This is a genomic window from Paenibacillus sp. JNUCC-31, assembly GCF_014844075.1.
Taxonomy (GTDB): domain Bacteria; phylum Bacillota; class Bacilli; order Paenibacillales; family Paenibacillaceae; genus Paenibacillus.
Genome location: NZ_CP062165.1, coordinates 459,874 through 484,661 on the forward strand (window position 1 = coordinate 459,874; position 24,788 = coordinate 484,661).

General features: G+C 41.8%; 6 protein-coding genes. 2 read left to right on the top strand and 4 right to left on the bottom strand.

Annotated features, from left to right (window positions below; genetic code table 11):
- Positions 1–14: 14 nt before the first annotated feature.
- Together JNUCC31_RS01880 and JNUCC31_RS01885 are read left to right on the top strand one after the other, a co-directional pair.
- On the top strand, positions 15–1,064 hold the full coding sequence (locus JNUCC31_RS01880; protein WP_192268042.1) for a zinc-dependent alcohol dehydrogenase: 1,050 nt from the start codon (positions 15–17) through the stop codon (positions 1,062–1,064).
- A gap of 69 nt (positions 1,065–1,133) precedes the next feature.
- Entirely contained in the window at positions 1,134–1,871 is a 738-nt protein-coding gene (locus JNUCC31_RS01885; RefSeq protein WP_192268044.1) for an HAD family hydrolase, read from the top strand.
- Positions 1,872–2,001: 130 nt separating this feature from the next.
- On the opposite strand, the gene JNUCC31_RS01890 is transcribed toward JNUCC31_RS01885, so the two are convergent.
- The 4 genes from JNUCC31_RS01890 to JNUCC31_RS01905 form a co-directional block, all read right to left on the bottom strand.
- Positions 2,002–2,184 (bottom strand): YjfB family protein, encoded by a 183-nt coding sequence (locus JNUCC31_RS01890; protein WP_192268046.1) that lies wholly within the window; start codon positions 2,182–2,184, stop codon positions 2,002–2,004.
- Between the two features lie 109 nt (positions 2,185–2,293).
- The gene (locus JNUCC31_RS01895) at positions 2,294–2,668 is read right to left on the bottom strand and encodes a hypothetical protein (RefSeq protein WP_192268048.1); all 375 of its coding nucleotides are present in this window, start codon (positions 2,666–2,668) and stop codon (positions 2,294–2,296) included.
- A 325-nt stretch (positions 2,669–2,993) separates the two neighbouring features.
- On the bottom strand, positions 2,994–12,815 hold the full coding sequence (locus tag JNUCC31_RS01900) for a non-ribosomal peptide synthetase (RefSeq protein WP_228469442.1): 9,822 nt from the start codon (positions 12,813–12,815) through the stop codon (positions 2,994–2,996).
- Between the two features lie 38 nt (positions 12,816–12,853).
- Positions 12,854–24,781 carry a non-ribosomal peptide synthetase gene (locus tag JNUCC31_RS01905; protein WP_192268050.1) on the bottom strand — a complete coding sequence of 3,976 codons (11,928 nt, stop codon included), beginning with the start codon at positions 24,779–24,781 and terminating at the stop codon, positions 12,854–12,856.
- Positions 24,782–24,788 lie beyond the last annotated feature (7 nt).

Below are 24,788 nucleotides of genomic sequence, written 5' to 3' on the forward strand. Positions count from 1 at the left end.
AAGGAGGTTATATCATGCTTGCACTAGTATACAAATCAGCTTGGGATGTATCATTAGAGGAGCGGCCTGTCCCGGAGATCACTAGAGATAATCAGGTGCTGGTTCGTATTCGGGCAACAGGCGTATGCGGTACCGACCTCGGTATCGTCAGCGGCAAATATCATGCGGTTCCTTCCGTCATTCTCGGTCATGAGTCTGCCGGGGAAGTCATTGCGGTGGGCTCTGCTGTAACAACACTGCAACCAGGTGACCGGGTTGTCATTGATCCTACCTACTACTGCGGACAATGTGACATGTGCAGAACAGGCAGACAAAATCACTGCAAACATAAGTCGGTTACGGAGACAGGTGTAAGTGCTGATGGAACATTCACAGATTATTATGTGACCGAGGATCGCTTTTTGTATAAATTGAAGGACCACGTGAGCTATGAGGAAGCGACCCTCACAGAACCGCTCAGCTGCATGCTTACAGGTATTAATCAGATCCATCTGCTGCCGAATTTCAGAACGATAATCCTCGGCGCAGGCCCGATTGGCATACTGTACAGTTATGCGCTCGCCTCCAAAGGCGTTACAGGCTGTCTGGTCGATATCTCCGAAGAACGCTTGGCCATTGCAGGTTCCATTGCACCCGATCGTTGGGACGTTCATTCCTCCTTCGAAAATGCAATAGAGTCGCTGGCACCTGAAACTAATCAAGTCGATATGATTGTGGATACGACGGGCGTCGTAGGTACCCAAGTACTTTCCCAACTCGCGAGCGGCGGATATCTGATGCTGGTGGGTCTGAGAGATGGAAACACATCTTTCAATCCAAAAGAAGTTGTGGACCGCAGTCTGAAGATTATTGGTTCCATCGATTCTCTGGGAACTTTCGCAACAGCACATTACATGATTGAACAGCAGATTATTCCGGCGAAAAAAATCATTACCCACTCCTTTCCGTTGGAGGACTATGAAGAGGCATTCCGCACGCTTGGCTGCGATATTCAGGGACGCACACTTCAGGCTTCCTCCCATGCTATTAAAGTCGTGCTGCAATCCAGCGGTTCCAGTTTCTAAAATGGAGTATTGCACAAAAATAAGATAGATTAGAGATAGCTTTACAGAATCCTGGAGGAGGAATACAACATGGTAGCAAACAAGGAGTTTGGAAGGCTGGGAGCGGCTAATGATGACCTCATTCAAGCGGTCATATTTGACATGGATGGCGTACTGATTGACAGCGAACCGATTTATTTCGAGATTGAGCGCAGCTCTTTTGCCCATTTTGGCGCAGTGATGACGGAAGCGGAACATCACACCTATGTTGGAGTTACGCTGGAATCCATGTGGCGGCAAGTGTTGGACAAGCACCAATTAACGGCTACCATAGAAGAAGCTCTCGCCTACCATCAGCATAATGTGATGCAGACGATGCTGGCTCACCCGAACCTGACAGCCATGCCTTCCGTGGAACGCTGGTTAAGCTGGCTGCAAGAGCAGCACATTCCAATTGCAGTGGCTTCTTCATCTCCACGTGCACTGATCGATCTGATCATGGACAAGACGGGACTTGGAAAATACTTTGAGGTCCGAATGACAGGCGAGGAAGTTGCAAATGGCAAACCGGCTCCGGATATTTTCCTGACTACAGCTGAAATGATTGGAGCATCTCCTTCAAACTGTCTTGTAATTGAAGATTCGCGCAATGGTGTTCAGGCCGCCAAGAGTGCAGGCATGCGCTGCATCGGATACCATAATCCGGGATCAGGTGACCAGGACTTGTCCAAAGCCGATCTTCAGATTTCCAGTTACGATGAGTTATGGACGCTGAAAGATACACTACCGCTGGAAGGCAGATCGCCAAGCTTGTCAAAGTTGCGCTGAGAAGATCGTAAGTTCAGAATGTGCATTTAGAAAAAAACAACCCAAACGGCTTCAATTCATTGGAATTGGAGCCGTTTGGGTTCTGCTTGCTGCAATGGGTGTTACATGAGGCCACATGCTGTAATTTCAACTAGACCGAAATATCCAGACTTGCACCCAGATTGGGATGAGGAGCCGGAACCGACTTTAACATTTCTGTTAGTTGCTGACCTTGCTGCTCTGCCATGTCTTTCGACATAGACATCACCTGCAAGCTCGCCGTTTGTACTACAGAAGCCTGGCTCATGGCCATTGATAATGCTGCAATATCCATGCTCTCTACTCCTTTCGCTGTCTTGTCATTTGGGCGTACTTATTATATATCGGTCAGAAGGGAGCAATTGTTAAAAAGCCAATCAGAATATATAAGAACATCCATCCATTCACTCATAACCTCCCTCTGCTTCGGGCAGTTCCTTGTAGGCTTCTTTGGTTTCGACGATCTGTTGAATGAACTTTCGTAGTTTCAATAGCTGATCCGCCTCGTTTGTGACATCACAATGTTGATCCGACCACGTAAGAAGCTTTACTTCTCCATCTACAGTAATTTTCCAGCTTTCTTCATTATAAGGTTCTGTTAAACAGTTTGAATCGGTTACTGTGACATCTTGCATCCCCATCACGTTTATCTCATACATCTTAGCATATATGCTGTGCATCTCTTCTGTGGTCAAGGTGATGTCTGCCGTTGCAGTTCCCTTAATGATGAGATCCTTAATAACTTGATCCTCATATGTGTTTATTTCATTTTTGGTCACCTCACCATATCCGAAACGAACCACGAAATTAAGTCATGCACATGACTGAGGACACCCCTTATTTGGCGTTATTTTATATTAATGAATCTATACCACGCTATTCGCTCTGATTTGCACAGATCTGAGGCGTAACGAATCACAGAGACGTTATTTCGTCGATTGGGTCGATTTTTAGGCTCTGACACCCTGATATGACGAAATAACGATACTGCGGTTCGTTAAAGATTGCAGTTCCATGCCTATTACCTCTTAAGACGCGTCAGAATCGTTAGTGCTTCGATCGAGGACAGGAAAATCACTTTTGGAGCAGCCCCTTACCTATGCATTAATAACTGTTTGACGTAATCAATGCAAGTTCGCTTATTTTAACTTCTGGGTTACTTACCACTTGTTGAATCATGGAAATAAAATGTTTTTGAATCTGTTCAACGGTGGATAGGCCATAGACATTGGCATTGTACATCAATATGATCTTCATGTTCTCATGGGGTTTGACGATCAAAGTAAAATCAAAACTATTGTGTTCTGTACCCCCTACATTCATAATTTCAAGCGGTATTTCGCCTTTTTGACCCAAACTCTCCATTCGATGATCTACCGGGAAGTTCTGATATACCACAACATGGTTAATCAGAGATTGTTTTTGCCTGGTCAGATTTTGAATATCATATAACGAATACGTATCATATGCATGTGAATCCACAGCTTGTGCCTGATTTCTTTTCATTAAAGATATAAACGACTCATCGGCCTGGGCCTGGATACGAACAGGAATCGCATTAATAAATAATCCAATCATGCTTTCGATCCCAGGAATGACAGGCGGCCTGCCCGATACAACACTTCCGAATACAACATCGCTGCTTTCATTGTATTGCTGCAACAATACACCCCAGACAGTCTGCACTAACGTATGAAGAGTTACATGCTGCTGTTCCGCAATCTGTTTCATTTGTTCGATTAGTACATCATCCAAATAGCAGTTTAGCGTTCTGGAATCCTGTCTTTCATGTTTCGGTTTGATTTTTTCTCCAGGCAATTTCGTTTGCCCTTCATAACCTTCCAGGTAACGACTCCAATAGGTTATGGCCCCTTCATTGTCTTGCTGCTCCAACCATTCAATGAATTGACTATATGGTGTTAACAGGGTCATTTCAGGTTTTCTATTTTCCCGAATCGCAAAGTAATTCTCAAAAATCTCTTTACTTATAAGAGACATACACCAGCCATCCATCAAAATATGATGAAAACTCCAGATGACACGGTATTCCTCATGTTTTGTTCGTATAACAGACATACGTATTAACGAATCTTGCTGTAAGTCAAATCCTCTTGCCTTATCCTGCTCGATATACTCGTCAACATACGTCTTACGTTGCCGTTCACTTGTACCTGTTACATCTTCATAGTTGAATTCAAATTTCTTCTCTTGATACACGATTTGAAGAGGGATGTCGATGAAATCACTGTAAAAATTAGTTCTTAATATCGCATGCCTTTGCATTAATTGATCCAGGCTCTGTGCAAAAGAGGCACTATCGAAATCCCCACGCATGTCAAACATGATTTGTACAAAGTAAGCGCCCGAAATTGGATTTCGTTCACTTTCGTACAACATTTCCTTCTGCAAAGGTGTAAGTGGGTACACATTTTCGATTTGACCGATGTTCCGGGTGTGTTCCACCATTTGATCCAATTGATCCATGGTTAATGACTTACAGGAAATATCACTTGGTGTAAGTTCGACTTGTTCCTTCATAACACAATGCTCAATCACTTCATGAAGACTTTCCTTATAGAAACTCGCCAGTTGCTCCATCGTTTCCTGTCGATACTGTCTTCGACTATAGCTCATAGTCAGTGACAATCTTCCCTCGATAACGATGCCATTGATATTTAGTACAAACGGTCTCTTATTGTTCTCACTTACGGATGGTCCGCTGAAATAAGATGAGAATTTAATACCATCATTGTCCGAATCTTGATTCACCTGTCCCATATAGTTGAAACTAATTTCGGGATGTTTCTCCCAAATGATTCCTTCCTCTCTGTGTGACAAATACCTTGAAATTCCGTAACCAATGCCTTTGTTTGGGATCTGCCGCAGTCTCTCCTTGACGGTCTTAATCCTTCTCGATACATCTATCCCAGCTTCCATCTCAAGAATGACGGGGTACATACTTGTAAACCAGCCCACTGTACGCGTAATATCCAGATCCGGAAGGATCGCTTCCCTACCGTGTCCTTCCAGATTTACGACGATTTGTTCCATGCCTGTCCATGCATGGATAGCCATCCCCAATGCCGTTAGCAATAGATCATTAATTTCCGTATTATACGTACGATGTGTCTGCATCAATAATTGTTCGGTTTCCGCTACTGTCCACTGAAGAGTTATCGTTTCACTGTCTTTCCCGATCGTCTCATCATATTCAGCATCTTTGGGCAGCGGGCTTATTTCCATGTTCTCCACACGACGCCAATAGGTATCCTCTTGCCCCATCTTAGCGCTATCTGCAAACATAGACAATTGTTCTGCCCATTGTTTAAACGAAGTTGTTTTCTGTGGAAGCCGGATTTCTTGACCTCTCAAGAACTGGTCAAGTCCTGACTGAATATCTTCATATAAGATACGCCATGAAACCCCGTCCACTACCAAATGATGAATGGCAATAAGTAAATGATCCCCATCAGCACATTGGAACAAGCCCAGTTTGACCAAAGGTCCCTGAATCAGATCCATGCTGCTCTGAATTTCTTTCGCTTTTTTTTCGATGATGGGTGCAGGATTTACTTCTTTTTTGAGGTCAACAATTTCAAGACTGAATAATTTGTCTTCCTCTCCCCCTCGATTCCACGCTTGATATCCGCCTTCCGCAGCCTGACGATAAACGATACGAAGAGCATCATGTTGCTTCACTATCTTATTCATCACGTTGTAAACGAATTGGACATCAAATCCTTTTTCTCGATAGAACATCATTTCCTGATTGTAATGATGTTCATCCACCATGTTTTGATCAAAGAACCACCGCTGAATTGGCGTCAGTATGACTTGTCCCGTAACTTCCCCTTGGTCAGAAACCATGCTCACTGAGGTAACGTGTGCACTTAGCTCCGCAACGGTCGGATAGGTGAAGAAATGTTTCATTTCCACTTTATACCCAGCTTGAAGGAGTCGTGAAGAAACTTGAATGCATCTAATGGAATCGCCCCCGAGTTCAAAGAAATGATCGGATATGCTGATCTTTTGAACGCCAAGTACGGATTCCCATGCAGAGACGATCGTTTGTTCTATAGCGTTTCGCGGCGCCATATATTCTGTTTCTTTTTGCATGCTTTTCTCTGGAGATGGCAATGCTTTTCGGTCAATTTTCCCATTAGATGTTAACGGTATATGCTCTAATTGAACAAAATAGGACGGGATCATATAATCCGGTATTTCCTGGGATAATGCCATTCTGATTTTCTTAGCTGTTACGGAATTATTGCCTTTCCAATATGCACACAAATGCTTTGATCCATCATTATTTTCACGAGCAATAACAACTGCTTCTTGAATGGAGTCTATTCTCAAGAGCGCTGTTTCCACTTCACCAAGCTCAATTCGGTAACCGCGAATTTTCACTTGATGATCGATCCGTCCCAGATATTCAATATTCCCATCTGGCAGCCACCTCGCGGCATCTCCCGTTCTGTACATTTTCCCTTCTGTAACGAACGGATTATCAACGAATTTCTCTGCTGTTAAATCAGATCGGTTCAGATAACCTCTGGCAAGCCCCTCACCTGCTACATATAACTCTCCCTGAACGCCAATCGGTTGAATTCGTTGGTGTTTATCCAAAATGTACGTTTGTAACGTTGGGATCGGTTTGCCAATATTGCTCTTTCCTGCATGTATTTCAACTCCAGTTATTTCTTTATAGGTTACATGAACCGTTGTTTCCGTTATCCCATACATATTAATTAACTGTACGAATGGGTACTTTATTTTCCAATCCATTAATAATGCCGGATTGAGTGCCTCTCCTCCAAAAATCACTTTTCTTAATTTCAATTCTTCTCCACGATCTTTCCGTTCTTCTTGCAGAAGATGATAGAAGTATGTTGGCGTTTGGTTCAATATCGTCACTTGCTCATGTTTTAACAATTGTAAAAATTGTTCTGGACTTTTTGCCGTCATTTGGGGTACGATGACTAATTTCCCGCCATAAAGCAACGCGCCATACATTTCCCATACCGAAAAATCAAAACAGAAGGAATGAAACAACGTCCATATGTCTGAATCATCAAAATCAAAACAATTTTTACTATTGAACAATAAACGAACGACATTTTTATGTTCAATACACGTCCCTTTCGGTTTACCAGTCGTTCCTGAAGTATAAATCACGTATGCCAAACTCGTTGGAGCAGCGGCCGTTCCCAGATTTGAATGATCTTCGTGATAAAACTTGGGTTGATCCAGGCAGACAACCTCTCCTGCAAAAGATATGCGTGCGTGCAAATGGCTTTGCAGCAGTAATATTTCTACGCCTGAATCCTCAAGCATATAACGAATACGCTCCTCTGGATATTCGGGGTCAATAGGCACATATGCTCCACCGGCCTTCAAAATCGCGAGAATTCCAATGACCATGTCGAGCGATCGTTCAGCGATAATTCCAATGAGCTGATCCGCCTGAATCCCTTTGACCTTCAGCGTTCTTGCCAATTGATTGGCTTTTTCGTTCAGATCTTTATAGGTCAAGTGTTGATCCTCAAATACAACCGCCACTTGTTCAGGTCTTCGCACCGCTTGCTCTTCAAACAATCCATGAATGGTCTTGTCCAATGGATAGTCAGCCATGGAATCATTAAAACCTTCTAAGATTTGCGATTTCTCCCGTGCTGTGATGACTTCCACTTCATCGACATGGATATGTGGATTATGGATCACTTGTTCCATCAAATGGATCAAATGATCTTGAATGCGTTCTACACTTGCTCGATCATAGACGTTTGCATTGTAATAGAACATCCATTTCATTTCTTCACCCGGTTTGATAATCAGGTTAAAATCATAATTCGTTTGTTCATCCGCTTCTACATTGGTAATCTGAAGAGCTGTTTTCTCCTGATCCCCAAACTGCTCCACAATGCCTTGCACGGGATAATTTTCATACACCAGGATATGATCAATCAGATTTTGTTTTTGCTGAGTAACCGCTTGAATCTCATATAATGGATACGTTTCGTAAGGATGTGAAGCAACAGCTTGTTCCTGATTACGCTTCATCATCTCAATAAATGTCTCGTTTCCTTGAGCCTGAATACGTACAGGAATGGTATTGATAAATAAACCAATGATGCTTTCAACATCGACGATTGCCGCAGGTCTGCCCGATACCACACTCCCGAATACAACATCTTCACTGCCATTATATTTCTGAAGTAAAATTCCCCACGCAGTCTGCATTAACGTATTCAGGGTTACCTGATTCCGACTGGCCACTTGCGCCAATTGGCTGGTAACTTCTGTACTTAGTGTAAAAATCACATTCTCTGAACGATATTCATTACGATTCGTAATTGTATGTTTTTTCGGCAACGTGGTTTGCTCATCATAGTCTTGTAAATAGTCACTCCAGTATTTCAAAGATTGTTCATGATCTTGTTTTTCCAGCCATTCTATATATTGTTTGTATGGGATCGCTACCCTGTTCTCCCGCTTTCGTTGTTCTTGTATTGCAAAATATCCGTCGAACAACTCCTGTATTACAAGAGATAGACACCATCCATCCATCAAAATATGATGATAATTCCAAATAAAACGATAAGTTTCATTATGGGTATGCAAGATCGAGATACGCATTAATACATCTTTAGACAAGTCGAAACCGTTCCTTTTGTCTTCTCTTGTATAGGATGCAACGTATGCTTCACGATCGTCTTCATTCATTTCACGCAAATCTTCGTATACAAGTCCATTCTTTTTATGACGGTATACGACTTGCAGTGGTTCATTCTTCCATTGGCTGTGGAAGTTCGTTCTGAATATAGCATTTCGTTGCATCAACTGATCCACACTCTTCGAGAATGCCTCCACGTCTAGCGACCCATGAAGATCAAGCGTCGTTTGAAGAAAATAAGCTTCAGAATTGGATTGGAGAAGATGATGAAAAAACATTCCATTTTGCATGGGCGACAAAGCATATATATCTTCGATTTCACCAATGTGCTCAGATTGATGTGCAAATTCCTCCAGTTCCTCAATCGTGATTCCTTTTAAAGAAATATCACTTGGTGTGATTTCAGGTTTCACTTTCGTGACGCAATGCATGATCAATTGTTGCAGCGAATCTCTAAAACATTTCGTCAATTGCTCCATCGTTTCTTTACGATATTGGGTGCGGCTATACCGAAGTGTCACAGACAATTTGCCTTCCATAATTAAGGCGTTTATGTCAATAAGATGGTTTCTTCTGTGGTTTATGCTAGCTGTCGCTCCGCCCGAGTAGCGTGAGATCTGCATCGCACTATTCTGTAGATCCTGATCAAATTGCCCCAAATAGTTAAAACTGATTTCTGGATTCAAGGTAAAAGGAGCTTCTTTCTGAAGTCCACTTAAATACCTTAAAACACCATAACCAATTCCTTTTTTGGGTATTTTGCGAAGATTTTCTTTGTTTGTCTTGATGAGACGAGACAAATTTGAACTTGCTTCCATATTTAATACAACAGGATATTGGCTCGTAAACCATCCGATCGTACGTGTAATATCCAGATCCGGTATAATCTGCTCTCGTCCATGCCCCTCCAGATTGACCAGAACTTTATCCATGCCTGTCCATTGATGAATAGACATTCCTAAGGCATTAAGCAGCAAATCGTTAATCTCCGTTTTATAGGCACGATTCGCTTGTTTCAATAACTGCTCTGTTTCTGCTGCTGTCCATTCCACTATTATTTCTTCACTGTCTTTTTCCAGTGCATGATCTTGTCTGATATCTTTAGGCAACGGTTCATATGCGGTTTGTTCTATTTCATTCCAATATTCAAGCTCTTGTTCAATGACTTCACTGTCCGCATACAACTTGAGCTTTTCTGCCCATAATTGAAATGAATCTGTTTTTGGGGGTAGATGAATCGGTTCTTCCTGACTTAATTGTTCATACCCTTTAGAGATATCTTCGATCAAAATTCGCCATGAAACTCCGTCGATGATCAAGTGATGAATAACGATCAACAAATGATCTCCATCTGCACATTGAAACAATCCTATCTTCATCAAGGGACCACGATCCAAGTTGAAGCTGCTCTGAATTGTATTGGCTTTATTCACGATCTGTTCAGATGGATCTGACAATGCCTTTAAGTCCATAACTTCAAGCGTGTATAAAGGTACTTTTTCCTCCCCTTCATTCCATCCTTCATACCCTTGTTCCGTTTGGCGGTATACCATACGAAGGCCATCATGATGCTCACTAATCTTATTTAATACATGGCGAAGTGTGGCATCATGAAAACCTTCCTTCCGATACAACATGACCGATTGATTATAATGATGGGCATCCACTTTATATTGTTCAAAAAACCAATGCTGAATTGGTGTCAGCATCACTTGACCCGTGATGATTCCCTGCTCTGACATCGCACTAATCGGTTGGACATAGGGAATTAAACTTGCTATGGTTGGATACTTAAACAAATGTTCCATCTGAACCTGATAGCCCGCTTGATATAATCTCGAAGAAACTTGAATGGATTTAATCGAATCCCCTCCGAGCTCAAAGAAATTATCCGTCACCCCAATGTTCTCCACACCAAGTAAGTCTTCCCAGATGGTTGCGAGTTGTTGTTCCACCATTGTTCGTGGGGCCTCGTAATCCGCTCCCTTCAACATATTTTCTTTTGGTGCTGGCAGCGCTTTGCGGTCGATTTTCCCATTGGACGTGAGCGGCATCTGATCCAGTTGTACAAAATAGGACGGGATCATATAGTTTGGCAGCTGTCTGGACAGTTCTTCTCGCAGTTTCCCAATCGTTATTGCATTCTTCCCGACCAGGTATGCACATAATTGTTTAGTACCCGTTTCATCTTCTCTGGCCAAGACGATGGCCTCTTGTATCGTGGATGTGTTTAGAAGAGCCTTTTCCACTTCGCCAAGTTCGATCCGGTATCCACGAATTTTTTCTTGATGATCCACCCTTCCTACATATTCAATGTTCCCATCCGGCAGCCATCTTGCAAAGTCACCCGTCTTGTACATTTTTGCGCCCGTAACAAACGGATCATCTACGAATTTCTCCGCTGTCAGGTCTGGCAGGTTCAAGTAACCTCTGGAGAGCCCTGCTCCTGCTACACATAATTCTCCCTGAACTCCAATAGGCTGCAATCCATTCTCTTCCCCTAAAATATAGACTTTATTATTGGCAATTGGCCTGCCAATAGAAATATTTTGATCCGCTGAGTGGATCAAAAGAACCGTTGATACGACGCTATTTTCGGTTGGACCATATTCATTGCATACTTCGATGTGCGGATTGATTTGCTGCAATCTGTGGATCAAGGCTGGAACAATCTTCTCTCCCGCAGCAACAACATTTTTCATGGAAGCCCAATCTTCTGCGCTCACTTGTTCCACCAGGGTCATCAAAAAACTGGGCGGGCTTTGGATGTGCGTGATTTCCTGTTTTTTAATTAATGCGTTGATTGCTACAGCATCTTTACATTGTTGTTGATTTAACAAATACACCGTTGAGCCAGATATAATCGGACCAAAGAAATGGGTAATAAACGAATCAAACACGAATGGATTCAGCATTAATACCCGATCTTCTCCAGTAAATCTATAAAATTCTGATTTCCACTGAAGAGAATTTGCAATGCTGTTATGTTCGATCATAACGCCCTTCGGGTTTCCAGTTGTGCCTGATGTATAGATCACATATGCCAAGTGAGTTGAACTCGCTTCAGACTCTACGTTCAAAGGATTGGTGTGGTAACTCTGTTCATCATCAAGAATGATACATGTCCCCGCAAAATGTACAGGCTTCTGTATATGACTTTGCAGCAGCAAGAGGTTCACTTTGGAATCCTCCAGTACAAAATGAACACGCTCCTCCGGATATTCCGGGTCAATAGGAACATAGGCTCCTCCGGCTTTTAAAATCCCGAGTAAACCTACGATCATCTCAAGTGAGCGTTCTGCCATAATCCCAACCAACTGCCCCGCCTGCACACCCTTGGATTGAAGTGTCCGGGCCAATTGGTTTGCTCGTTGATTTAGCTCGCTGTACGTGAGCTGTTTGTTCTCAAATACGACAGCTGCATGATCCGGTGTTCGTTGTACCTGCTCTTCAACGAATTGGTGCATCATCTTGTTCTTTGGATACTCCGCGGCCGTATCGTTAAAGTCAACTAACAATTGGTTTCTATGAAACTCTGAAAGCATCTCCACTTCACTTAATTCCAAGTCAGGCTGGCTCAACACGGCAGAAAACAATTGGTCCAGATGTTCTGTAACTTGGACTATAAAATCTCGATCATAACGCTCTTCATCATAAGCGAGTTTCAATTGAACACCATCGTTCTTCAGGTCAAAATGAAACATCGTCGCTGCTCTTACGTTATTCTCATCCAAGTTTGAATGAATTTCTTTCAAAGAAACTATCGAATGGATCATAGGTAACTGGTTCGAATCATATTGAACGTTTAAATGCTCGACCATCTTTCTGAAGGGTATTCGTTGATGCTGGATGGCTTCACTTAAACTTGCCTTCACTTGATTAAATACGGATTTAAATGACATCGTGCGATCGATATTATTTTTTAATATTAAATATTTATTGGACAGTGAAAGTTCATTATTCTTTTCTTCCAGCGTTGGCATGCCAATAATCATTTTGGATTCATTGGTGTATTTATATAACAGACACGTCACTCCAGTTAGTAATATCGTATAGATCGCCATTGGAGCATTTTTCGAAATGGACTTGATTTGATGTGACACGTGGGCCGACAGAGGCTTATATATATACTTCTGATGCTGTGTATCGTCTATGGGCGTTGAAGTCGTTTTACAATAAGGCAAATGAACCAGATAATCATCATCTTCAAAGCGATTTGCCCAATACATTTCTTGTTTCTTAAAAATAGACATACGGCACCCCGATCACATTTATAATTTGTAGGTATATATTAGGAAAAATCCACTTCAATCAAATCTGCTAATGTATCCCGATTCATTAATTCTTCAACCAATTTTATTTTGCTGATTTCGATATGGGGATTTTGGCAAATGGTTGTTAATATGAACACTATATTTTTGGACATCGCTTCAATCGTTGTTTTCTCAAATAATGTTGTACTGTATTCAAAGGCGGCTTCCAGCCCATGATCCAAAATGGTGGCATATAAGGTTAAATCGAATTTGGATACTTTATTATTTTGAGCATAAGGTTTACAGGTTGCGCCCTCCATTTGAATCTCTGATGCCTCCGTATTTTGCAATACAAACATGGTGTCAAACAACGGATTTCGGCGGACATCTTTGGTTATATGAACTCTCTCGATCAATTCCTCAAACGGGTAATCCTGATTCTCATAAGCGCTTAACATATGTTCTTTCACTTCAAGCAGGTACTCCATAAATGTTTTTTCTCCCTCAGGATAGTTTCTAATCGCAAGTGTGTTCACAAACATCCCCATAACCGGCTCCAATTCCGCATGGGTCCTTCCTGCGATCGGCGTCCCAACGATGATATCTTCTTGGCCGCTGTATTTGGATAATAAAATGGTATATGCTGCAAGTATAATCATGTATAGCGTCGTTCCTGTCAGAACTTCCATCTTTCTTAAATCTGTAAAGAGTTCTTCTTCCAGCGCAATTTCGAATAAATCTCCCTCATTGCTCAGGATTTCAGGTCTCTCATAATCTGTAGGCAGATCCAGAAGGGGGATCTCTCCACTAAAGACATCAAGCCAGTACTTCTCCTGCTTTTTTATCTCGTCACTTTGAAGTTGAGTTTGCTGCCATTCCGCGTAATCCTTGTACTGAATTCGAAGGGGGGAAAGCTCGTCTCCCTTGTACAATTGGCTAAGCTCGGTCATTAGAATGTTGATGGATAACCCGTCTGCAATAATATGATGCAGATCTACAAGCAATACATGACGCTCCTGCTGGAGTTCAATAAGACCCACTCTCATCAGAGGGGCTTGGCCCAGATCGAATGGGCGAACAAACTGTAGAATTTGGTCTTCGATATCTTCGTCCGAGGATACGATACATTCCATTCCAAAATTCACTTCAGGATATATCATTTGTTTAGGCTCTCCGTGTATCATTTTAAATGCCGTCCGAAGAGATTCATGACGACGAATCAAGTGTTGAAAGGCTTCTGTTAACCTCATACGATCAAGCGATCCTTCTATCATAAAGATGCCTGACATATTGTAAGTGAGCTCTTTGCCGCCTTTGATGCTCATAATGTACATTCTCATTTGCGCTGAAGAAATAGGATAATATTCTTTTTCCTCCACATTGGGAATGCTAACCACTGCACTCCGCTCCATATTTTCAATGAATTGAGCCATCTGTTCAATCGTTTGCCATTCAAAGACATTTCTTACCGATATACTGACATTAAGGTTGTGATTAATTGCGGACACCAGCTTTGTCGCTCGTAAAGAGTTACCTCCCACATCAAAGAAAACATCTTTTATACTGATTTTTTTCACGGCAAGCACGTCTTGCCAAATAAGCAACAACTGTTTCTCCACCCCTGTTCGGGGTTCTACATATTCGCTTCCCGTTTGTATGTTTTCTTCCGGAGCCGGAAGCAATCTGCGATTAATTTTCCCGTTCGATGTCAGTGGCATCTGATCTATTTGTATAAAGTAGGCGGGAACCATGTAACTCGGTAAAATAGGAGTCAGACTTTCTTTCAACTCTCTAACCGTCAGCGTCTCATTCCCTGTGAAGTAAGCACATAAAGATGGCTCCCCGTTATCATGCTCTTGTGCAATGACGATGACTTCTTTCACACTCTCTACAGTTAACAATGCCGCTTCAACTTCCCCTACTTCGATCCGATAACCGCGAATTTTGACTTGGTGATCCATTCGTCCTAAATACTCGATGTTGCCGTCCGGGAGCCATTTCACCAAATCCCCCGTCTTGTACATTTTTGCTCCCTGGACAAACGGATCTCGTACAAATTTCTCTGCGGTCAGCTCAGGTAAATTCAGGTATCCTCTGCCTACCCCATCGCCAGAAACACATAATTCTCCTACGATGCCCACAGGCTGAACTTTTTCATGTTTGTTTAATACGTACAGCCGGTTATTTCCTAATGTTCTGCCAATCGGTATGTGAGCACGTCTATTTTCTGTATCAAGTTGTTCTGGAATTACTCTGTACGTAGCAACATCCACACAACATTCAGTTGGACCGTATACGTTGATCATGGTTGGCGGTTTGATATGGTTGAGCGAAAATAAGGCTGTTAATTCTGCTACACTTTGTTGAGAGAGAGCCTCTCCACCAATCAGCATGTATTTTAATGAGATCTCATGAATGTTTTTGGCTTTTAATAGTAATTTCAAATGTGCGGGCGTACCGTCTGTTACGTCAATTTGATAGTGTTGATAGTAATTCATCAAATCTTGTCCATCCAATATCGTTTCCTTATCCACAATAAACAAGGAATGACCGGATAGCAGTGCGCCAAAAATTTGCTTGACCGATGCATCGAAATAGTAAGGTGCAAGCAAAGCCATATGCAAATGGGGATGGTGATCCTCAATAACCTGGCTATACAACGCTTTAACCAAGTGATGCACCTGGCGGTGTTCAATCATCACGCCTTTTGGCTTGCCTGTTGTACCCGAAGTATAGATCACATAAGCCAACTGCTCGGAATCACCTGCTGACTCCAGATTCGACAGATTCGCTGCGTAGGTTGCTTCATCATTCAAATTAATCGTTGTGCCATGGAAAGATACAGCATGCTGAAGATGCCTTTGGGTGACCAGCACCGTTGCTCCTGCATCATGCAGAATATACCGAATACGCTCTTCTGGAGCATCCGGATCGATGGGTACATATGCCCCTCCCGCTTTCAAAATTCCAAAGATGCCAACGATCATGTCAATGGAACGATCGGTCATGATACCTACAACTTGGTCCGCTTGTACGCCCTCAGCTCTTAATGTACGAGCCAACTGATTCGCCCGTTCATTCAGTTGACGATAGGTCATTCGCTGATCCCCATGACCAACGGCCAATTGATCAGGTGTCCGTTCCGCCTGCGCTTCGAATAATTCATGGAGGGTCTGATCGTGTAAATAATCTATCGTTGTGTCGTTAAATTCATGTAAAACAAGGTTTTGCTCACGTTCAGACATCATTTGAATGTCTGACAAGTGAACATCCGCTTCGATCACAATGTGGCTGAGGATGTGGAGCAAGTGCGACTTCATCCTGTCAATGGTATCCCTTTCGAATAGTTCGGTTTTATAGTTAAAATGCATTTCCAGGCATTCGCTGTCATCTTCAACAATAAACATTAGATCATACAACGATATACCCACATTTAATTCTCTCACTTTGAACGTGCAATCCGTTTCTTGTCTTGGATTCAATTCTGTATTCAAAAAGATATACATCGTATTGAATAGTGCTGTCCCCGTTGTATCTCGATGCATGTTTAACTTCTCTACGAGGTTGTCAAAAAGATAGTCCTGATGATCCAATGCATCCAATGATCGTTTTTTGATTTCTTCAAGATAGGTTCGAAAAGGTTTATTCCCTGCGGGCTGTGACCGAATGGCTACTGTCTGGATAAAGACACCTATCATGTTTTCGACATCAGGATGGTTTCTTCCAGAAGTTGGCGTACCTACAATCAGGTCTTCCTGACCCGAGTAATGATGGAGCATCACATTGTAAGCGGCCAATAACACCATGAATAACGTAGTTTCTGTTTGTTTAGCAAGCTGATCCAGCGAATGCTTCAACGGTTGATCCAAAACGAATGACACTCTTGACCCTGCCGAAGTTAAATGAGGTGTTCGAACAAAATCAGTAGGCAGATTAAGATTTGGCAGCTCCCCTTGAAATTGTTCCAGCCAATATTTTTCTTGCTGTTTATACGTCTCTCCCGCCATCCAATCTTTCTGCCAAGCTGCAAAGTCTTTGTATTCAACTTCAATGTCCGGCAAGTTTCTTCCGTCGTAATCATCCATAAGTTCATTGGCAAGGATACCCACAGAATAACCGTCAGATATAATATGATGCATCTCGATGAGTATTTCTGCATGATCATGGCTTACTCGAATGAATTCAGCCCGGATTAATGGTGCCTTGGATAAATCAAATGGTTTGGCAAATGTCTTCACATCCTGTTCAAATTGGGCCGGGCTCTTTTGAGACTTTTTCACTTCAAAATCAACCGAAGGGGCAATCAGTTGGTACAGCTCTCCTTCGACATGATGAAAACTGGTGCGAAATGCTTCATGACGCTGAACCATTTTTTCCAATGATGCGATCATTTGAGTTTCATCTATATTTCCGGTAACCGTGATGTGACCGCACATGTTTTGAAAAACGCTATTCGGCTCAAATTGATCCAGAAAATAGATTCGCTGTTGTGCAGCAGATGTTTCATAGAATTCCTTTACTCCCAAAGCCGGAATAGGCATGTACGTATCCTCTTGCTCGCCTGTAATCAGATTGGAAAGCTCCTTGAGATGTTGATTCTCAAAAAATTGAACAATTGAAATTCTATGATGGAACTGCTCATGTACCTTTGAAAGCATCACCGTCGCCTTCAGCGAGTTCCCCCCGAGATCAAAGAAATGATCATTTCTCCCCACTTGATCCACGGATAATACGTCCTCCCAGATCAGCGCCAGCTTTCTCTCCGTATCATTGACCGGATCTTCGAACACGACTGCATGTTTACCGCCAGGAACGCGCTCATCGTTGTACATCTCATTTAATTGATCTTGTTGTTCTGGTGAAAATAACGTCAAAGACGAAATTTCTGCCTCAGGATGAATTGCTATATGTTGCAGCAGACCCATAAACCCTTCTGACCATAATTTCATCATCTCATGTCCAATGAGATCGGTATTATAATCAAAATCCAGATACAATTCACGGCTAACATCAGTAACATTTAGAAATAAATCATACGGAATATGCTTAACGGGATACGACATCCATTCAGTCTCCATATCTTCAAATTGAAGATGATGGATCGTTCTATCCATATTAAATAAAATGCGAGTATCCGGCGCCGCCATCGTGGAAAGGTATTCAGATACGATCGACAACGGAACATGCTGGTATTTCATTACCCGAGCTACTGTTTCCTTGATATGAAGCATATTATCTTCAATGGACTGCTCCGTTTGCAACACATTGTGAACAGGTACAATATTAACGCAATTGCCAATCAGTGCATGTTTATTCATATGGGACTGACCCGCCGTAGGGACGCCAATCACCAGTTGACACTGACCCGTGAGTTGATGCAGATATATATGAAATGCTGCAAACATGGTTACAAACAAGCTGCTTTTATTATTCATACTCAGCGTTCGCAGTGATTCGGTTAATGGACGGTCAAGTTTCATGGAATATCTTGCACCTGAATATCCTTTTTGAGCATCCCCGGACTGCGCCGTTGGTAACTTTATTGTGGGAAATGATAAGGAAAATTGCTCTTTCCAAAACTGAATCCCTTGGGTAAATGTACCTTTATCATGTTCAAGCTGTTGCCATGTTAAATATTCATGAAATGGAGTGGCCTCAGGTAATGTAACATGACCTCCTCGAACAAGTGCAGAATAGATCTGTTCCAACTCTTGAATGAATACAGCAATTGACCAACCGTCTGCAATAATATGATGGAATGTAAGCACCATAAGAAATTGATTCGTTCCCTTTTTAAGCAACGTAATTCTAAATAGAGGCTCCCCAGACTGAAGATCAAAGGTTTCACGCGCATCATTAGATAACCAATTGGAGACTTCCAATTCCTGGTTCCCTTGAAAATTCTCTGAGAGATCAATACATGTGCATTGAAATTCTATTGCTGGTCTAATTTGTTGTGTTTCACGATCGACACGAATCACAGTTCTCAAAGCATCATGACGCTGAGTGATCTGTTTCACGGCCTGATTCAATACTGAAAGGTCCAGGTTGCCTGTCATGTTTAAAATAACATTTTGATTTAATGCAGCATTTGCAGCTTCCCCATGCAGTGAAGTTAATAACAGATGCTTTTGTTCTAAAGAAAGTGGATATTCCGAAACAGGCGAGTCACCCGGAATAAATCCAAACTCACGAAGTTCATACACCGTTTCCTTCACGATGCGAATAATCGTATTCATGTCATCCATGCTATGCACGGTGGATATAAAACAGTTGCGACCTTCCCAAATATATAAGCCTTTATGAATTAAATGGTAGAAGAACAACTCCAAATCACCAAATGAAATAAATCTAAACAACGATCCGTAGTTTACCATTTGTATCGGCACATTGGATGTTTTGAAAAACTCATTTAACTCGTTGACCAGATAATCTGTTTTTCCGTTTAATTCCTTATATAATCCTGCTCCCTCGGATTGAAGATAATCCAGAACTGTTAACGTCACCCTCATCGTCAGCGGATGTGTACAGAATGTTCCACCGACAAATGTTTTCTTATCCGCATCCTCAGGATAGGACTGATCGCCATAATGCCAGACTCCTCCATCCACTGCATTCATGAATTCGGCTTGGCCTGCGACGATGCCAAGCGGCATCCCGCCACCGATCACTTTTCCATACGTCACCAGGTCTGCTTGAACCCCAAACCATTCTTGGGCCCCACCCAAACCAATTCTGAATCCAGTAATGACCTCATCGAAAATAAGTGCAGTTCCAAATCGTTTCGTAATCTCTCGTAGTTCCTGTAAAAATTGTTTTGGCTGCATATCCGGTCTTCGACTTTGCACTGGTTCCACAAGCACAGCAGCCAACTCATCACCGAGGCTTTGAATAATATCCAACGTTTGTGGATGGTTATAATGAAGAATAATCAAATCATCCATATAGCTGTTTACAATACCTGGAGCCATGGGCAGAGCAGGAGATAAGGCATTTTCAGGGTTCGCTACACCCAGCACACCATCATGCGTTCCGTGGTATGATCCTGAAAACAATACAACTTTGGAACGGCCCGTAACCGCTCTCGCCAAGCGCAGCGCAACCATGACTGCCTCTGTTCCTGAGTTATAAAATGCGACACGCTCTACCCCTGTCAGTTCACAGATTTTTTCTGCGACATCACCGGCCACATCTGACATTGGACCTAGTGGAGGCAGCTGTTCCTGAACACTGTTTGCCATTACATTTTGGATAAACGATGGATGATGACCGAATAGATTTACACCAAATCCCATCGTTAGGTCCATATACTCGTTACCATCCATATCCCATAATTTGGTGCCATCCGCACGTACCGAAATAATGGGATACACGAGTTCTTTCCAATACGAACGGAATCCGGATACATTGCGATTATTCGCATGGACCAAACGAGTTTGATCTGTTTTTAACTTGGAACCTTTCGTTCTTGCCGTATATTTTGCAATAAATTGTTCCAAATACTGTTGCTGGGGTTTTGTAAATCCACTATCTTCATGAATTTTTAATGATTGATACGGAATGAATGGTTTGGCATTCTTCGATTCCGTCACTGGTTTGATTGTTTTAAGCTCTTTGACTTCTTTGACTTCTTTGACTTCTTTGACTTCTTTGACTTCTTTGGTTTCATTATGTTTAACTTCCAAATGAGGTGCTGGAACGACATCGTTCGCTTCACCTAACAGCAAATTAAGACTCTTTAATTGTGATTCCATCAGTTGAATGGCCGAAATCTTGATTTGCTCTGAAATATTCGCGGCAGATTGTAACGTGCCCGTATTGCTTACAACCGCATGATTTACATGGTGTTCCTGATTATTTTTATTATTAGTATTTTCTTTCACCACATTGTCCTTTGTATTCTCAGACACGTATTGGACCAAATGATTAATATCCGTAAGGTTTTCAAAAAACATCTCCATAGGGATATTCAAACTGAACTTATCCAAAATTTCATTCCTGATTTGCACAAGAATGATGGAATCCAACCCCATTTGGAGAAAATGAGCATTCATATCTAACTCATCCAATTTCAATCCAGAAGCACGACTTATGCTTGTTTTAATCTTTAATTCAATATCATTTGTATTTGTATTTGTATTTGAATACCTCTCCATATGAGCCTCATTCCTCTCTGAAATGCACTCCGTCGGGATCGGATGCTTGACTTCAATCCAACACCTCTTCTGTTCAAACGGATATAACGGCAATGGAGTTTTTGGTATAACCTCATGTCCATAAAATTTCTCCCAATCAATCACTGCCCCTTTTGTATACAACTCACCGAATTGATTTATTGATTCTGCCTTTGCCTGGTGATACAGACGATCAGAAATAAGCGCCTTATCTTTTTTTCCATAGCCAAAATAAACATAGGTCAGCTTGTCCTCTCCACGTGCGATTTGATTTAATTTCTCGCTTAGTTCTTCTGTACTGGTTATAATGATGGCCAACCGATAATCCAAATTAGCTCTTCCTGTACTCGCTGTATAACAAATTTGTTGAATAGAAACATCACGGTGATCATCTATATATTGATGATAACTTCTAACCAGATCATCAAGTGCCCGTTCGTTGGCAGCAGATAAAACAAATAAATTACGTTCTTGAACCGGTATTGGATGTTTTAAAGGCAAAGGGACAAATTCTTCGAGCACCACATGCGCATTCGTCCCGCTGAAACCGAATGAACTAACCCCACAGCGCAAAGGCTTGTCTTCCTCACCAAAATCCATTGATTTTTGATTCACATAAAAAGGCGAAGCTTCAAATTTAACTAATGGATTAGGTTTATCAAAGTGGACCAATGGCGGAATTTTCTTATTTTGAAACATGAGGAGTGATTTAATTAATCCAGCTATACCCGCTGCTTCAAAGCAATGCCCGATGTTCGTTTTGGCAGATCCGATTGCACAAAATTGCTTCCGATCTGTATATTTCTCAAAAGCTTTACGCAGTGCATTAAACTCAACGGGATCACCTAATTTCGTTCCTGTTCCATGGGCTTCAATAAAATGTAGCGTTTCGGGAGAAATTCCTGCTTCATTCCAAGCCTGTTCAATCACATTGGTCTGTGACTCCGGATTAGGTGCAGTGATTCCCGCCGTCTTGCCATCTTGATTAATCGCACTTCCTTTAATCACACCATAGATATGATCCCCATCGTTAACAGCTTGCTGCAATGGTTTTAACAGGACAGCTCCAACACCTTCACCAAACCCCGTACCATCGGCATTTTCGCTAAACGTTTTGGTTAAACCGTCAGGTGATTCCATATCCAATCCAATACTTATCGGTAATAATGCCGTTCGAATGCCTCCCGCTATTGCCATTTCACAATCTCCAGCGAGCAACCCTTTACATGCCAGATGAACAGCAACAAGTGAAGAAGAACAAGCCGTATCGATCGTAAGCGCTGGACCTTTCAGATTTAAGAAATAAGCGATTCTGCTCGACAGTACAGAAGGTAAATTTCCAATGATATAATTTTTGAGTTCTTCGGGGTAATTAGCCGTCACAAGCCGCTCATAGTCATATCCAACTTTCGAAAAACCCACATATACGCCCACATTTCTTCCATGGATGCCTTCGCCTGCATATCCTGCATCTTCAATCGTATGCCAAGCGGTTTGCAAGAACATCCTTTGATTCGGGTCCATGAATTGTGCTGTTTTCGGTGTTAGACCAAAGAATGAATAATCGAATTGATCAATTTGATCCAAATAACCACCCTTGATAAATTGACTTTCGTCCATTTCACTTCGAATGGAGTGTAAATAATCACCCGCATCTTTTACCCGACTTTCGGGATAATCATGAATGGTATAGGTACCATTTTCTAAAATACCCCAAAACTCATTCGTATTCGATGCTCCCGGGAAGTTCAAAGACATACCGATAACAGCAATATCTTTTGACGAGACATCCTCTTTCTCAATTTGCTTTTTTTGCATGGTTTCGCCGTCGCTTCTAGCCAAATATCTTGCTAATTCAGTTATAGAGGGATATGTAAAGAGGTCAGTAACAGCAAGCTCTTCTCCATATTTCTGTTCGATACGTTCAGCGATTTGAGCCAGTTGTAATGAAGTTGCCCCCATATCAAAGTAACTATCTTCAAGTTCAATCTTCTTCCCCACCAGCACATCAGAAAATAGTGAAATTAATTCGGTTTCTATCCCTCGAACAGATCCAGGAACCGTATCTTTGACTTGATTGTTCATGGTCCGTTCATGGATGTATGCAGACTCCGTTAGGAATTTCCCTGCTTCATATTGCCTCGCTAACTGATATCGCTGTATTTTCCCGCTTGTCGTTTTCGGTAATTTTTTAATGGGCAGCACCTCTTTGACACTCCATCCACCGTGTATATATAAGTGCTTTTTAATTTCTTTGATAAGTGGCAGAAAGTGTTCAATCTTTTTTTTATAAACTACAAATACAATGATCTCTTCACTTTCACGATTTGAATCATAAACACCACAAGCAGCAACTCTTCCGAGTTCGATATCATGCAACTGAATCGCTACACGTTCAATGTCATGGGGGTATACATTTTTACCATTGATGAAAATAATGTCTTTTTCCCGCCCTGTTACAACGAGATTGCCATCCATGATCAAACCCAGATCCCCTGTATTCACCCATCCGTCTTGCGTTAATAACTTCTTCGTTGCCTGTGGATTATTATAGTAACCTTGGGTGACGTTATCCCCCTTGATTTGAATCTTGCCGATGACAAAATCGGGAACCATGTTCCCTTCCTCATCGCAGATTCTGATCTGGCAATAATCAACAGCCTTACCTACTGCGACGAACGAAGCCACGTGTTCATCTTTGGGGTCTAATTCAATCACATGCTCTCCGAAATTCAGATGATCCCGGTGCACATGCACCGCAGTAAATTTTTCTCCATTGCGGGGAAAAGCAACTGCAACAGAGGCCTCAGCCAATCCATATACGGTAAACATGGCTGTGTTCTTCAAGTGATATTTTGCCAATACCTCCAAAAACTCATGACATACTTCGGGTAATATAGGTTCGGCCCCGTTGTAGATGATCCTGACACAGGACAGGTCCCATCCCTCAGCCTTTTCTTCGCGAAAGAAATTCAAGAAATACTTATATCCAAAATTAGGGGAGGAAAGTATCGTCGCTTGGTGTTCATCCACTTTTTTCATCCATAGAATCGGTTTTCGAATAAATAATTCAGTTGGAATCAAGTACTGATGAATACCTGCCACGAGTGGTACGAGGTGAAATCCGATTAACCCCATATCATGGGTAAGGGGCATCCAGGAAAGGAAGCTATCACTTGTACTGATTTTTGTACGATTTATTGCAGCACTGGCATTGTAAATTAAATTTCGATGTGTAAGCATCACGCCTTTGGGGTCACCTGTAGATCCAGAAGAAAACTGAATAAATGCCAACTCTTCAGGCTGAGGTTTATAACAGGTTACCGATGTAAAATCATATACTTTATCTTGTATAATTTCTGTTCTAGCTTCTACTTGATGATGAAAATCTAGTAATTCATGTTCTAAAGCAAATTTTTTCATTTTATCCAGCACCTTCTCAGATGCAATCATGAAGGGGTCATTTAGTAAATCCCAAATACGGCACACTTTTAAGTTCTGTTCTTCATCTTCACCAACACTTACAGGTACAGGTATCATTCCACCGAGTAAACAAGCCCAGAAAGCGACTAAGAATCGTTTATTCTCTTGGATTTGAAAAATAATTTCCTGTTTTGGTTTAATTCCCATATCTTGTAAATAACCCAAATATCCTAGGGCCTCATTAAATAATTGGCTATAGGATATAAAAGTTTCGATTTTATCAGCATCAATAAAAAGAATACCGCGGTCCGTTATATTACTTCTGTCCTGTATGACATCCACTAACGTTTGATATTGATTGGTATACATATTTCTC